7 protein-coding genes are annotated in these 15,817 nt (G+C 67.2%); 4 read left to right on the top strand and 3 right to left on the bottom strand.

Annotation, left to right across the window (positions count from 1 at the left end):
- Positions 1 to 19: 19 nt before the first annotated feature.
- Complete coding sequence (locus GAK28_RS09020) at positions 20 to 6,511, bottom strand: non-ribosomal peptide synthetase (RefSeq protein ID WP_291777415.1); 6,492 nt, start codon at positions 6,509 to 6,511, stop codon at positions 20 to 22.
- Positions 6,512 to 6,764: 253 nt separating this feature from the next.
- On the opposite strand from GAK28_RS09020, the gene GAK28_RS09015 reads away from it, so the two are divergent.
- Genes GAK28_RS09015 through GAK28_RS09005 form a run of 3 tightly spaced genes read left to right on the top strand, consistent with a single transcriptional unit; the run spans position 6,765 to position 13,161 of the window.
- On the top strand, positions 6,765 to 7,649 hold the full coding sequence (locus GAK28_RS09015) for an ABC transporter ATP-binding protein (RefSeq protein ID WP_291777412.1): 885 nt from the start codon (positions 6,765 to 6,767) through the stop codon (positions 7,647 to 7,649).
- Positions 7,646 to 10,993 (top strand): hypothetical protein, encoded by a 3,348-nt coding sequence (locus GAK28_RS09010; RefSeq protein WP_291777408.1) that lies wholly within the window; start codon positions 7,646 to 7,648, stop codon positions 10,991 to 10,993. The genes GAK28_RS09015 and GAK28_RS09010 overlap by 4 nt, the downstream gene beginning before the upstream one ends.
- Before the next feature lie 32 nt (positions 10,994 to 11,025).
- Positions 11,026 to 13,161, top strand: coding sequence for a TonB-dependent receptor (locus GAK28_RS09005; RefSeq protein ID WP_291777405.1), 2,136 nt, complete (start codon positions 11,026 to 11,028; stop codon positions 13,159 to 13,161).
- Positions 13,162 to 13,169: 8 nt separating this feature from the next.
- On the opposite strand, the gene GAK28_RS09000 is transcribed toward GAK28_RS09005, so the two are convergent.
- Positions 13,170 to 14,522 (bottom strand): heavy metal sensor histidine kinase, encoded by a 1,353-nt coding sequence (locus GAK28_RS09000; RefSeq protein ID WP_291777402.1) that lies wholly within the window; start codon positions 14,520 to 14,522, stop codon positions 13,170 to 13,172.
- Entirely contained in the window at positions 14,522 to 15,208 is a 687-nt protein-coding gene (locus GAK28_RS08995; RefSeq protein ID WP_291777399.1) for a heavy metal response regulator transcription factor, read from the bottom strand. The genes GAK28_RS09000 and GAK28_RS08995 overlap by 1 nt, the downstream gene beginning before the upstream one ends.
- 222 nt (positions 15,209 to 15,430) lie before the next feature.
- Here GAK28_RS08995 and copC point away from each other — a divergent pair, with 222 nt between their 5' ends.
- On the top strand, positions 15,431 to 15,817 hold the full coding sequence (copC, locus tag GAK28_RS08990; protein ID WP_291777396.1) for a copper homeostasis periplasmic binding protein CopC: 387 nt from the start codon (positions 15,431 to 15,433) through the stop codon (positions 15,815 to 15,817).

Here is a 15,817-nt window from a genome sequence, read left to right as displayed (position 1 = left end):
GATGGGCGGTGGATGGCGTTCACAGGGCGCCTTCCTCGAGCGTCGCGTCCGCCCGTTGCAGCTCGCGGACCATCGCGGCGACGTCGCGCAGCGTGGGCGCGGCGAACAGGCGGCGCAGCGGCAGGGTCACGCCGTCTTCCGTGCGCAAGCGCTCGATGAAGCGGGTGGCGAGCAGGCTGTCGCCACCCAGCGCGAAGAAGCTGGCCTCGCGATCGATGGCAGCCGTGCCGAAGAGGGCCTGCCAGTGCGTGGCGATCGCGCGTTCGGTGTCGTCCAGCGGCGCGTCGTCCACGGTCTCTTCGGTACGGGTTTCCGTAAGACGCTCGGCGATGGCACGCCGATCCAGCTTGCCGTTGGCGGTGAGTGGCAGCGCGTCGAAGGGAACGATCCGCTCCGGCAGCATGTGTGCCGGCAGCGACGCGGCGAGCGCTTCGCGCCATCGGGTCTCGTCAACGTCGTTATGTGTGACGACCGCGGCAGCGAGATGGCGACCGGTGGCGGTGGTGAGCACCATGGCCACCGCCTGTGCGATATCAGGCAGGGCAAGCAGGGCGCTTTCGATTTCGCCCAGCTCGATGCGGTGACCGCGCAACTTCACCTGGTGATCCTGCCGGCCGAGGAATTCGAGCAGGCCGTCGGGGCGGTAGCGACCGAGGTCGCCCGTGCGATACCAGCGCATGCCATCGCGCACGCTGAACTGGCGTGCGGTGACCTCCGGCGCATGGCGGTAACCGAGCGCGACGCCCGCACCGCCGATCCACAGTTCGCCGGGCACCCAGTCCGGGCAGTCGCGCTCGCGCGCGTCCACCACCCGGAAGCGCTGGTTCGCCAGCGGCACGCCGTAAGGGATTGATCGCCAGTCGGGATCGAGCGCCACCACCTCGTGGACGTTCGACCATACCGAGGCTTCCGTGGCGCCCCCGAGCGAGACGAATCGACATCGGGGCGCCTGCGCCACCAGGCGGCGCGGCAGGTCGAGGGCGATCCAGTCGCCGGAAAGCAGCGCCAGCCGCAACGTGGCCAGCTCGTCGCTTTCCGCGTGGTTCGTCAGCGCCATGTCGAGCAATGCGGGCACGCTGTTCCACACGGTGACGCCATGGTTGCGCACGAGGCGTCGCCAGCACGCGGCATCGCGGCGGTCATCTTCGTCGACGAGCACCAGGGAACCGCCGACGGCCAGCGGGGCGAAGATATCGAATACCGAGAGATCGAAGTCGAGCGCGGAGACGGCCAGTACGCGATCGTTACCGTCGATGCCGAAGCGCCGGGTCACGTCGACCAGCGTGTTCAGCGCGGCGGCGTGTGCGATCTCCACGCCCTTGGGTTCACCGGTGGAACCCGAGGTGTAGATGACGTAGGCAAGCGCGTCGCCATGGGTGCGGCGCGGTGAAGCAAGCGGCTCGTGGATCAGGGCGGCGTCGATGCTCATGCCGCCTGCGCCGAGGATGTACTGTGCACCGGCGCGGCGCAGAATGCGTTCCCTGCGCGCGGGAGGCTGATCGACACCGATGGGAAGGTACGCCGCGCCCGCCGCGAGCACACCCAGTACGGCGGCGATCTGTGCGGCGCCCTTGGGCAGGCTGATGGCGACGAGGTCGCCGGGCACGACACCTTGCCGTTCAAGCGATCGTGCGATGCGCAGCGCCTGGTCGGCGAGCGTGCCGTAATCGACCTGGCGATCGTCACCCCAACGAAGGGCCGCGCGCGACGGCTCGTCCCGGGCGATGCGGAAGAACGCATCGTGCAGGCCTTCGTCGGGATGCGGCGCATCCGTGGCGTTGACACGGCGGCGCATGACCGCCTGTTCGACCGGCAGCAGGTCGGGCGGCGCTCCTGACCAGTCGCTTGCGCCAAGCCAGTCCAGCATGCGCAGGTAGGCCGCGAACATGGCCTCGACCATGCCCGGCGGGAACAGGCCTTCGACATGGTCCCAGTTAAGGGCGATGCCGCCCTCCGCCTCGACGACCTGGTGATCGAGCCAGACCTGCGGCGTCTGGGTGAGTCCCCATACCTGGCGCTGGAACGGGCCCTGGCCGGCGGCGGCCGTGCCGCCCGGCACGCCGAGCGCGCTGGTGAACACCACCGGCATGGACAGCTCGGGCCGATCGTGCAGGCGCGCCAGGTCGCGGACGAGGGTCACACTGGAGATGGCCCGATGTTCGAGGGCCTGGCCGAGTTCGTGCTGGACATGCCGCGCCCGCGCGATCCAGTCGTCGGCAGGGCGTGGCTGGTAGCCGAGCAGGGTGAGCGAGGTGAAATCGCCCATCACCCGATGCACGTCCGGATGGATCGGCTGACGGTCGAAGAGGGTGAGGTTGAGCGTGAGTTCCGGTCGTGCGCTCCAGCGCGCGAGCGTTTCGGTGAAGGCGGTGAGCAGGACGGCGGAGGCGGTGAGACCGTGGGTCGACGCTTGTTGGAGTATGTGACGCCAGCGCGTCGCGTCGACATGGCCCTGCTGGCGGAGGAAGCGCGGCGTGCCCAGTTGCGCCGGATCGCAGGCCAGTGGCAGCTGCGGCGCTGGAGGAAGCGCGGGCAGGCGGTCGTCCCAATAACATCGCGCGGTACGCAGGATGTCGTCGGACGGCGTGGCGTTGGCGAGGTAGTCGCGGAAGGTAAGGGCGGGTGCCGGAGCGTTGTCGTGCCCGGCGTAGAGTTCGCCCCATTCGGTGTAGAAGCGCAGGATGCTCAATGCGTCGAGGACGAGGTTGTCGAGCCCGACGGCGAGGCGCGTATCGCGACCGTCGCTTACGGCGGCCACATGGAACAGCGGCCAGCGTGTCGGATCGAAGACGCGGTGCGCGGCGGATTCACGTAGCTGCGCGAAGCGCGCGGCTGCGTCGCTGCCGGCATCAACGACCTCGATCACGTACGTGGGCACCTCGTCGAGCACGCGCTGATCGCCATGTTCGTCGAAGACGGCGCGCAACATGTCGTGGCGTGCCACCAGGGTATTCAGGGCTGCCTGGAGACGCGCGATATCCAGGTCGCGCACGTCATACTCGCGATAGAAGTGGCAGCCCACGCCACCGAGCACGAAGGCGGGATCGCGACCGATCCAGTAGGCACGCTGGACCTCGGTCGGCGCGAACGGCGCATGGCGGTTCGCGGGATCGAGTATGAGAGGGCGCATATCGTGCTCGACATCGCCCAGGCGAAGCCGGGCCGCGAAGTCGCGCAGCCTCGGCGCGGCGAAGAGATCGCCCAGCGTGGCGCCGGCCAGGCCCGCTTCGCGCAGCGACGGTATCAGCCGCGTCGCCGATAGCGAATCGCCGCCCAGGGAAAAGAAGTTGCGGTCGCGGCCGATGTCCGGGACGCCGAGGACCTGTGACCACACCTCGGCGACGCGACGCTCGATGTCGTTCACGGGTGCGTCGCCCGCATCGGCGGCGACCGAGCGCGAGGCTTCCAATTCGCGGCCGAGCGCGGGGCGATCGATCTTGCCGTTGGCGGTCAGGGGTAGGGCATCCCGCCAGCACAGCGTCTCCGGGATCATGGCCGAGGGGAGTCGCGCGGCGAGAAAATCGACCAGGTCGCGATGGTCGTCGCTGGCCTGGCGCAGGTCCACGATGCGTGGACCGTCGATCGGCGTGGCCGGGATGGCGAACACGCCCAGTCCATGGGTGCCGGCGACCGCGACGGCCTGCACCACGCCAGGCCACGCGGACACGGCGGCTTCGATCTCGCCCAGTTCGATGCGATGGCCGCGCAGCTTCACCTGGAAATCGGCGCGACCGAGGAACTCGACCTCGCCGTCGGGCCAGTAGCGCGCCCGGTCACCGGTCCGATACCAGCGCAGGCCCTCGTACTCGACGAACTTTGCCGCACTGCGCACCGGATCGCCGCGATAGCCACGGGCCACGCCGGTGCCGCCGATCCACAGTTCGCCTTCCACCATGTCCGGGCAATCGCGCCCCGATGCGTCGACCACGCGCAGCTTTACATTGGCCAGCGGCAGGCCGTAGGGCACGGATCGCCAGTGGGACTCGACATCCACGACCTCGCGGAACGTGGAGTGGATAGCGGTTTCCGTCGTGCCGCCCAGGGCGATGCATCGACATCGCGGCACCCATCGTCGCAGGCGCGGAGGAAGGTCCAGGGTGACCCAGTCGCCGCCGAGCAACACGGCGCGCAGCGGCGGCCCCGCCTCGCCAGTGGTCGCGGCGGTGAGCATCATGTCGAGCAAGGCCGGCACGCAGTTGAGGATGGTGACCGCGTGCCGGTGCATCAGGGCGACCCAGGCCGCGGCATCGCGACGGATGCCTTCGTCGATGCAGACCACGGCGCCACCGACGTGCCACGGTGCGAACAGATCGTATACCGACAGGTCGAATTCGAGCGCGGAGATCGCCAGGGTACGGTCGTGGGCCTCCAGCGCCAGTCGCCGTTCGAGGTCGAGGATGGTGTTCATCGCCGCGACGTGCGGGATCTCCACGCCCTTCGGCTCCCCGGTGGAGCCGGAGGTGTAGAGCACGTAGGCCAACGAGGTGTCGTTGCCGGGCACGGGCGCATCGAGCGGTGTCGCGTCCTTTGGCCACTCCCGGAGCAGCAGGGACACGCCTGCGGCATCGCAGATACGCTGGCGACGCAGATCGGGCTGGTCGATGCCGATGGGAAGATACGTCGCACCTGCTGCCAGGATGCCCAGGACCGCGATGGCCTGGTCCGGTCCCTTGGGCAACTGCGCCGCGACGACATGTCCGGGCCCGATGTCCTGGGCGCGCAGCCAGCCCGCGAGACGCAAGGCAGCATCGCGAAGCTCGCCGTAGCTCATGCGGCCGTTGTCGCCCCAGAGAAGGGCCGGTGCATCGGGTGCACGCAAGGCATGGTCGAAGAAGCCGTCGTGCAGCCGCTGCCGCGGAAGGGCGAGCGCGGTGTTGTTGGCTCGTTCACGGGTGGCCTTCACCGTCGCGGACAGCATGGCCGGTACGGGTGTCGTCCATGCCGCCGGTTCGTCGATCAGCCGGTCGAGCAGGGCGCCGTGCGCATCGAACATCGCGTCGAGGACCCCCTCGGCGAACGCGTCCTCGCGCGCATCGATGTTCACCAGCAGGCCGCCGTCGAGCTCGGTGACCTGGGCGTCGAGCCAGACCTGGGGGCCCTGCGAAATGATCCACGCCGGATCGCCGAAGGCCTGGCGAACGTGGTTCGGGAACAGCTCGCCCAGGCCTATGGCACTGGTGTAGACGACCGGCGCGATGACCTGTTCGCCGCGCAGGCGCGACAGGTCGCGCAGCACGTCCAGCCCGGAACGCCCCGCATGGCGCATGTCGTCGTGGAAGCGGTGCTGGAGGGCTTGCGCGCGCGTTGCGAACGCCCCCGGTGTCTCGCCGTCCCATGCGAGCAGGTTCGACGAGGTGAAGTCACCCACGAGCAAGGCCGTATCCGGATGCAGCGGCTCGCGGTCGAAGACGGGCAGGTTGAGCAAGAAGGCGGGATCGGTACTCCAGGCCGTCAGCGTTTCGGCGAAGACCGCGGCCAGGGCCATGGCGGGTGTCAGCCCGTGCTCGCGGGCCGCGTGCTCGAACACGCGCATGCGTTCCGGTGCCAGCCAGCGATGCCTGCGCACCACGCGTGTCGCATCCAGGCGCGTATCCATCGACGCCGCGGGCAACTGCGGCGCCGAAGGCATGGCCGGCAGGCGCGCCTGCCAATAGGCTTCGTCGGCGTCGCGTTTACCGGCCTTGTCCGCCGTGTGCTTCGCCCGGTCGGCGAGGTAGCGGGCATAGCTGTAGCCGATCGGCAGAAGCGCTTCGGCCGCGTACAGCGACGCGAGGTCGCCCAGCAGTAGGCGCAGGCTCAACGCATCGGCGGCGATCATGTCCAGGTTGACGTGCAGTCGCGCGCCGCGTGGCCGGATCGCATCGGGAAGCAGCGACAGGCGCACGTCGAAGACCTCGCCTGCGACGACGTCGAGCTGGCGATGCGACAGTTGGGTACGCAGTTCGTCGAGCTCGCGGCGCGCGTCGTCAGGCGCGAGATCGCGCAGGTCATGGACGACCAGTCTCGGCCACGGCGAACGCTCCAGGATCTGCATGTGCGCGTCGTCCACGACGTGAGCGCGCAGCATGGCGTGCCTGTCGAGCAGGCGGTGTACGGCGGATTCCAGCCGAACGGGATCGATGTCCTGGCCGTCGAACTCGTTGTAGAAATGCGCTGCGACGCCGCCGAGGCGTTGCCCTTCGTCGCGACCGAGCCAATAGGCTCGCTGCATAGGTGCCATCGCGAAGGGGGCGCTTTCGTCGAACGCGGCGGTCGATGTCGTGCTTTGCGTGATGGATTCGCTGGTTTCACCGACGAGCGCACGCCATGCGGCGAAGGTCGGCGCGGCGGCGAGTTCGGCGAATCCGACAACGACACCCTGACGCCGCAACATGCCCGCGATCCGCATCATCGCGATGGAATCGACACCCAGTTCGATCAGGTTGCGATCGTTGGGAATCCGCTCGGTCGGCATGTCGAGCAGTTCGGCGAGAAGGTTTCCCAGGGCGAGGCCGGCGGAGCGAGGGTCCATGTCTATGACGTCCGGTAGGGATGACTGTTTGTGACAGTTACGTTATAACATCCGTAGCGATATCCTCTGCAACTCTGCCATGGCACTTGCCCATTTACAAATGATAACTATTATCATTTGTGAGCGAGTTGGCGATTTGCAGGGGCTACGTCGACCACGCCATCCATCCGCTTTTCAGTCGCCAGGGAACTCCGGTCGCGTCATGCGACGGATCGACTCCAGCCTTCGTATCCATCGTCAGACGGAACTACGCATGACCACTTCCAGTGGCCTCGAGATCGCAGGCCTCGCCAAGACCTACCGCAACGGCGTACGCGCTCTCGACGGCGTCAACCTGCATGTTCAACCCGGCATGTACGGACTGCTCGGCCCCAACGGCGCCGGCAAGAGCAGCTTGATGCGCACCCTCGCGACCTTGCAGTCGCCCGATGCCGGAAGCATCCGGCTCGACGGAGTCGACGTGCTCGCCGATCCGGATCACCTGCGTCGTCGCCTCGGCTATCTGCCGCAGCAGATCGGCGCGTATCCCGGCATGTCGGGCAGGGATCTGCTGGATCGCTTCGCATGGCTCAAGGGCCGTACCGAGAAACGCACGCGCGGCGACGAGGTCGAATCGCTGTTGGCGAAGGTGAACCTGGAACAGGCGGCCGATCGTCCTGCGGCCACGTATTCGGGCGGCATGCTGCGACGCCTGGGCATCGCACTCGCATTGCTCGGCTCGCCGCGGCTGCTGATCGTCGACGAGCCGACGGCCGGCCTCGATCCGGCGGAACGCAATCGGTTCCACCGCGTGCTCGCCGACGTGGCGGCCGAATCCATCGTGTTGCTCTCGACGCATATCGTCGAGGACATCGAACATCTCTGCCATCGTCTTGCGATCCTCGCGCGGGGCCGCATCGTCGCGGAAGGCACGCCCGCGGATCTCGTGGCGCCGTATTGCGGGCGCCTGTGGGAGCGTGTCGTGCCACGGGGCGAGGCGATCGCCGCGCACCTGCACCTCACGGCGCATCCGGACGGCACGCGCGTGATCGTCGTTGCCGACGAGGCACCCGACGCGGGCTTCATGCCGCGCGAGCCGCGCCTGGAGGATGTCTACTACGCGGCGCTGGCGGACGCCGGCGCGACGGAGGCGGCATGAGCGCGTTGCGCCTCGCGTTGCGCGAGGCCAGGGCGGAACTCGGCGCGGGGTTGCGTAGCGGCGTGGTGGGCCTGGTGTTCGTCGGCCTTGCCGCCTACCTGCTGATGTCGCTCACCAACGCGGACTACGTGCAGAAGATGGGCGGCGCGGATATCCCGCGCAACGCGCCGAGCCTGGTCTACCTGATGTCGACCGGCTGCATGTTCTTCCTGTTCTTCGCCTGGGCCTGGGTGTTTGCCCAGCCGCTCTTGCGCGATCGACAGGCGAGCCTGCACGAAGTGGCGCTTTCCATGCCCGTCTCGTTGCCTGCCGTGCTGTGGGGGCGTTTCATCGGCGCGGCCCTGGTGGGCGGCCTGCTGGCCGGATCGCTGATCGCGGGGTTCATCGCCACGCCGTTGCTGGACTGGCTGTCGATGGTGCCGCATGGCTCGGTGTCGGCACCGCCCTGGGCGGCGCTGGCCTTCGCGTGGTTCTGGCTTCTGCTGCCTGCGGGCGTGGGCATCGGCGCGCTGTATTACCTCGCGACGCTGAAGCTGCGCAGCGTCGCGGGCGCGTTCGCGTTGTCGGCGCTGCTGATGCTGCTGTGGATGTTCGCGGTGGTGGTGTTGAAGGGTGGCCATATCAATCCCATGCTCGCCGCGGCGCTCGATCCGTCGCTGTTCACCTATGCGATGGCCAAGGTCGAGACCTGGACACCCGGGGAAAAGCGCAGCGCGTTGCTGCCATTGACGCCCGAGTTCCTGTTCAATCGTTTCGTGTGGTGCGTGCTGCCGCTCGTGCTGCTTGCATTGGCGTTGCGCAAGGTACAGCGCGAAGGGATGGCCATCGAGCGCCCGCCGCGTCGAAAGCGCCATGCCGCGTCCAGGTCCCGTACGTCCACCGGTGCGACCTCGTTCCCACCGGTGGAGATATCGTCGACAGGCTGGCTGCGGGCTCTGGCCAGCGAAGCCGGTTGGCAGCTTTCGCATATCGTCCGGTGCCGGGGCCTGTGGATCGGCGTGGCGATCCTGCTGGCGATGGGCATCCTCGGTGGTTTCGTGCATGGCGTCTGGCATGCCGAAGGCCCCATGCGGGCGCGTCCGGAATTCCTGCTTCCGCTGCTCAACAGCGCGATGTTTCTCGTGGTGGCGTTTGTTGTCGCGGCGCTCGCCGGCATGGTTTGGCGGCGCGACCACGTCGAGGGGTTCGACGCGATGCTGGACGCGGCGCCCGCGCCGTCGTGGTTGCGTCCCTTTGGCCGGGTTATCGCCATCGTCGTGGTGATCGTCGGATTGGCGGTGCTACCGGGTGTCGCGAGCCTGTTCGTGACCGCACTGGCCGAGCCGTCCGCGTTGAGCGTGACGACACCGGCGCTGTACCAGCTACTGGTCTCGGCACCGGCCCTGCTCGAACTCGGCCTGTTGGTGGTGCTCGTGCACGCTTGCTGGTCTCGGGCGGCCGTGGCGTATCCCGTCTCGATGCTGCTCGCGTTCTTCCTGGTGCTCAACCATGAACTGGGCCTCGTCGACTATCCCTTGTACGAGGTCGGCATTCCCGCTCATCTGCACCTGTCGGGCATGACGGGATGGGCGCCATGGACGGGTTACCTGTCGGCGCTTGCCGGCTACAAGCTCGGGCTTTGCGTGGTGCTTGCCGCGCTTGCCGCCGCGGTTGTGCCGCGCGGTGCCGAAGGGCGTTTCGCGAGAGGGTCTGGCGGCCGCTTCGGCGGCCCGGTGCTGGTCGGCATCGTCATCGGCTTGGCCCTGATGGTCGGATTGGGTTGGCGCTTGCATGGCGAACTCGTGGCGCGCGGCGACTACGTGCCGCGTGATGTCCAGGATCGACAGGCTGCGGAATGGGAGCGTCGGTGGCTGCGCAGCGCGGGGCGTTACAGTGTCCACGGTGGTCATGCCGCCCTCTACGTGGAGTCGGCGACAGGCAAGTTGCATGGCGATTGGATACTCCATGGCGTCACGTCGGACAGCGGCAATCTCGACGCCGAACTGCCGGCGGATGTATCGGGAGTCTCCGCCACGGTGGACGAGCGGACGGTAGCCGTCACGATCGCGGACGACCATCTGCGATTGCCGCTGGGCGACGCGTCGGGAACGCATACGGTGCGCCTGCGATGGGAGCTTCGTGCGCCGGGTTGGTCGGCCGAGGGCGTGCCGGCGTGGCGTGGGCATGATGCGCTGTGGATTCGCGCGACATCGGCCATGCCACGTCTTGGTGTGGATCCTTCCCGCATCGCGCGGTCGCCGCTGGTCCGCAAGGCGCAAGGCCTGCCACCCGAGGTGATCCTGCCTGCGGTCGGCGCCAGCGTTGCCTACGACGCCGTCGCACCCGTGGGTGAATGGGAGTGGTCGGTTCGTGTCGACGATGAGCTGGTGGCCTCGTCCGTCGCGGGCGCTCCGCCGCGTCCCCTTGCGTTCGCCACGGGATATTCACCGACCGTCCGCAACCTGGCGGTCGCCGACATGCGGGTGCGTCACGACGCGACACGCGATCATGATGCGGCTGAGGTCGGCGACGATGTGAGTGTCATGCGTCGTTGCGTGGCGCGGCGCCTGGGCATGACCACCGGCGTCCATACGGTGATCGAATGGCCTCATGGATTGGGCGGCGCCAGCGTCGACGGATCACGATTGTTGCTGCCGGAATCGCCCGATTGGGACGTGTCCGCGACCGGCGTCGGTCGGGCCCTGCGTCGCGCGGATATCGCACAGGCGCTGGCTCGTGGCTTGCTGGTCGACGCCGCGGCGCTGCGCGACGGGCAGGGTGCCGCGTGGTGGGGCGAAGCCGTACCCGGCGCCATCGGGTTGCTCTGCGTCGGCGATGCCGATGGCGTCGCCGTGATGCGGCAGGTGATGGCCTTGCGTGCGGACCAGGTGGTGCGCGCGCTGGCGGCCAGCGCGGCGCCCGTGGGCGATCTCGCGCAGGCCGACGCCAAGGGCTGGGCGACCACCTATGGTCCGCTTGCCGCGCTTGGCTGGACTTCACGACGCTCGCCGGAGGCTTTTGCCGCTGCCGCGGCGCGGATCGCCGCCGGCCAGCCGGTGGAAACCGCCATGGGCGACGCGATGAGCGAGGCCGAACGCGTGGCCGCCTTCGGTCCGCCCCGGGCATCCGACCTCGCGTCGTCGCCCGATGGCCATGTCACCGGCCAACGCTGGATCTGGCGACAGGGTGCCTGGGTGGCGCAGCCCGGCGATATCGATGCGCTGCTGCTCGTCCACGAAGGGGCCTCCATCGTGCCCAAGTCGATTTCCGCGGCGGATCGGGCCGATACCGACGGTGTCCTGGTCGACGCGCTGCCTTCCTATCCACGTCCTTCGCAGCGGGCTTCGTCGCCCGCTGCGCGATGACGCGAACGATTCTTTCCATCCAGGGGATTTTCATGACCCGTCGTACCCACGCACCGACCTCCCTGCGCCCCAGGGCGCTGGTGGTCGCGCTGCTGCTTTCGCTTTCCTTCCAGGCCGCCGCGGACGATGCACCGTCCGCCGATGCCGACCATGACAAGAAGAAGGCCGCCGACCTGTCGGCGGTCACCGTCAACGCCCGTCTGTCGAGCGAACGTCCGCAAGACATTCCCTTTGGATTGAGCGTGATCGATGCCAGCGCCATCGAGAACGGGCGACTGCCCGATGTGGAGAGCGTGCTGCGTCGCACACCCGGCGTGGACGTGAACTCCTACGGTGGCGGCAACGACGCCAATATCCGCATTCGCGGTGTCGGCTCGCTCAACCAGGTCAGCATGGATGATGGTTCCGTGGCGCTGAACATGGACGGTGTCGCGATGTCGTCGCGACATGCGTCACTGGCGACTTTCGACGTGGACCGCGTTGAGGTGCTCAAAGGCCCGCAGGGCACGCTGTTCGGTCGCAATAGCGAGGCCGGCGCCATCAACGTCACCAGCCGGCGGCCGACCTGGGACACCCAGGGCTATCTCCGTGCCGAGGTCGGCCAGGATGGCCAGCAACTGGCCGAGGGAGCGATCGGCGGCGCGCTGTCCGACCAGGTCGCCGGTCGATTGGCGCTGCGCTACGGCTCGTTCGACAGCTGGGTGAAGAACACGAACGACGGCCAGCCGATGATCGAACCCAAGGATCTCGCCATTCGCGGCAGCGTGCTGTGGAAAGCGGGCGACGATACCCAGGTGCTGATGATCCTGGAAGGGCAGAACACCAAGCACTACGCGGGCATGGAAGTGCTTCGGCCGTTCGGACACACGGCCCGCCTGGACTTCACGCCAGGTGTGTTCGATGACAACCACAAGCGCCTGCGTCGCAACTCTATCGAGGTGGACCACGACCTCGAAAGCAGCCGGATCACCTCCATCACCGGCTACACGGAAGCCGCCTTCCGTGGCACCAAGGGCTACGACCGCACCATCAACGGCGCGCTCTACGGCTATCCCTCGGAATACCTCGTCACGGACTACTCGAAGGAACACGTCGCCAGCCAGGACCTGCGCTGGTCGTCGTTGCCGGGCGCCGATACGTTCTGGGTGACCGGCGTCAACGTGTCGCATTCCGATCGCAGCTTCGATTCGCTTTATCGCAGCAACGGCAACTACCAGCAACGCGACTTCAAGACCGACAGCTACGCGCTCTACGGTGAAACCACGATTCCGCTGAGCGACGTGTGGAAGGTGACCGGTGGCCTGCGCTACACGCACGACCACAAGGATTACGACGGCAACTACACGGCCGCCGGCCTGACCGTGCCCGACAGCCGGCGCATCGGCGAGAACTACCTAACCGGACGCGTGGCGCTCAGCTATGAACTCAGCCCCCAGACCAACCTTTACGTCCTGACCGCGCGCGGCCACAAATCCCGTGGCTTCAACGACTATTCGACACAACCTGTCGACAGTCAGCCGTATCGTCCGGCGCGGGTGGATACCCACGAGGTGGGCATCAAGTACCAGTCGGCCGACCGCCGCCTGAGCCTCAATGGCTCGGTGTACCTCAACGAGGTGAAGGACGACCACCTGCTGGGCTACGACTTCAACACGATGGCGGTGAGCACGATCAACGCGAACACGCGCAGCAAGGGCGTGGAACTGGAAGGCGCCTGGCAGCCGCTGCATGGTCTGCGTTTTGATGCCGGCGTGTCCTATATCGACGCGAAGGTGACCAGCCCGGCGTTTGGCGTTTCCGGAGGCGACGTGGCCGCGGGCAATCGCATTCCCGACGTGCCGTACTGGAGCGGCAATCTGAGCGTCTCGTACCACCACGACATCGCGTCGTTCTGGCGCCTGCCCGATCCGGCATTCAACGTGGAGCTGAACTACCGCTACGTGGGCGCGCGTCCGGCCGACGCGCAGAACCACTTCGACCTGCGCGGCTACAACAAGGTGGACATGCGCATCGGCTTGCAGAGCGGGCAGAGCGAGTTCTATGTGTGGGTCGACAACCTGACCAATGCCCACTACGACCTCTACGGCAACTATTCCACCCCGACGGTCACCACGGGCATGCCGGCCCGAGGACGTACCTTCGGTGTCGGTGCGCGCTGGGACTTCTGAACCCTTCGTCAGGCGGCGGGGAGGCTCAGCGTGAAACGCGTGCGCTCCCCGTGTCGGGCCACGAAGATGTCGCCGCCGTGCGCGACGGCGATGGCCCGGGTGATCGCCAGACCCAGGCCAGCGTTGTCCTGGCCGGGGCGCCGGCCTTCGTGGTCCAGGCGCGTGAAACGCTCGAAGACGTGCGGCAGGATCGCGTCGGGAATGGGGGCGCCGTCGTTGTCGACATGGACCGCGACGGAGTCCCCCAGGCGCTCCAGGCTGACATCGATATGGCCGCCTTCGGGGGTGTGCCGTATCGCGTTGGAGAGCAGGTTGCCCAGCGCACGACGGATCATCAGGCGGTCGCCGTCGATCGTAGCGGCGCCATGGACGGAAAGGGCGACCTGTTCGTCCTCGGCCACGGCGTCGTAGAAATCGAACAAGGCCGAGACTTCGCCGGCCAGGTCGACCTTCTCGCGCGTGGGCAGCGTCAGTTCGTTCTCGACCTTCGCGAGGTACAGCATGTCCGACACCATGCGCGACATGCGCTGAAGCTCCTCCACGTTCGAGACCAGCGCCTCGCGATAGACCTCCTCCGCGCGAGGTTTGCCCAGCACGACCTCGGTATTGGTCATGAGGTTGGTGATCGGCGTGCGCATCTCGTGAGCCAGGTCGGTGGAGAAGGCGGACAGGCGATCGAAGTCGCGCTTCAGGCGGTCAAGCATACCGTTGAGCGTATGGGCCAGATCCGCCACCTCGCCGGGAATGCCGTCCACGGGCATGCGACCGTGCAGGTTGCTCGCCGTGACCTCGCGCGCCTTCGCCGCGATGCTGCGCAAGGGCAGGGTGCCACGCCGTGCGGACCACCAGCCGAATAGCCCCGTGAGTAACGCCGCGATGGCGATGTAGACGGCCAGCGTGCGTTGATAGGCATGCAGGAAGTGGGTGTGGATGAAGGTATTCATCACGAGCGTGATGGTTACCGGCGTGGTCCCGCCGAGGGTGGAGGCGTTTTCGCGCCAGCCCCGGTAGACCGTGCCGTCCACGGACCAGTTCGTGCGCGTATCCGGGCGGATATCCTGCCCGTGGGTGTCGAAACCCGCCGAGCGGTAGAGTGCAGCACCGTCCACGCGCCTCACCTCCAGGTCGAGGTGGGGACGCATCGCGACGAATTCACCGAGTTGCGTGGGCAGCCGTGCCGCGTCTGTGCTCTCCACGGTATGGCGGACGATGGTCATATCCTGGGACAGGGCCGCGAAATCCTCTTCCGCGAAATGCGCTTCCATGGCCGACGCCAGCACCAGACCCAGGCCCAGCAGCACGGCCACGGACGAGAGGACGAAGTACGCCGTGAGGCGGGCGGTGAGCGACACCTTGCGCATCAGGCGTCGCCTCGCGGGTCTTCGAGCACGTAACCCATGCCGCGCACGGTGCGGATGAGCTTGGGTTCGAAGTCATCGTCGATCTTCGAGCGTAGGCGTCGAATGGCCACGTCGATGACATTCGTGTCGCTGTCGAAGTTCATGTCCCATACCTGCGAGGCGATGAGCGAGCGCGGAAGCACTTCGCCACGCCGGCGCATGAGCAGTTCGAGCAGCGCGAACTCCTTGGCCGTCAGCGCGATGCGCTTGCCGTCGCGAATCGCGCGGCGACGGACGAGGTCGATGGTCAATCCCGCCAAGGAGACGATATCCGGCGATACGATGGAGGCGCCCCGGCGTAGCAGGGTGCGCAGCCGCGCCAGCAGTTCGGCGAAGGCGAAGGGCTTGACCAGGTAATCGTCGGCACCGAGGTCGAGGCCGCGCACGCGGTCCTGGATGCTATCCCGGGCGGTGAGGAACAGCACGGGCACGGTGGACTTCGATGCGCGCAAGGTCTGGACTACGGTCCAGCCATCGAGCTTGGGCAGCGCGACATCGAGCACGATCAGGTCGTAGTCGCCCGTCAGGGCCATGTGCAGGCCGTCGACACCGTCGGCGACCAGGTCGCAGACGAAGCCGGATTCGGTCAATCCTTGCTGGAGGTAACGCCCCGTCTTCGGTTCGTCCTCCACGATCAGTAGTCGCATGCTCGCCTCGTCACCCGTTTCCGTTCGCCTCACGATGTACTTCCGCAGCCACGCTACGGCAAGCCCTGGGATGCCTGGATTACGGTATCGTCATGTTCGTGTCAGGCATTGGTTCCGGCCGGTTTCCTATCCTGCCTTCATCCGGACACCCGGCCAGGTCGCGACTCTACGACCTCGACCCGGGTCCAGATCAACCTCCACTCCTTATCGAGGCCTTTGCCCATGAACCTCCCCCGGTCGTTGTCCCTCGCACTGATCGCCGTACCGGCGTTCTTCGCCAGCGCCGCCGCTTTCGCGCATCCGAAGCTGCTTGTGTCCACTCCGGCCGACAAGGCTACCGTCGCTGCCCCCGCGACGGTGGAGCTGGGCTTTTCGGAAACCCTGATGCCGCAGATGTCCGGCGCGGATGTCGTGATGACCTCGATGCCCGGCATGCCGGGCATGGGACCGATGAAGGTCAATGTGAAGGTCGTGACCTCCGAGGATGCGAAGTCGCTGGTCGTGACACCAGCCCGCCCGCTGGGCAAGGGCGATTACCGCGTCGACTGGCATGTGGTCTCGACCGACACCCACGCGGTGAAGGGCAGCCTGACGTTCACCGTGAAGTAA

It is taken from the genome of Luteibacter sp., from assembly GCF_009912395.1.
Lineage (GTDB): Bacteria > Pseudomonadota > Gammaproteobacteria > Xanthomonadales > Rhodanobacteraceae > Luteibacter.
This window is presented reverse-complemented; position numbering and strand designations above follow the sequence as displayed.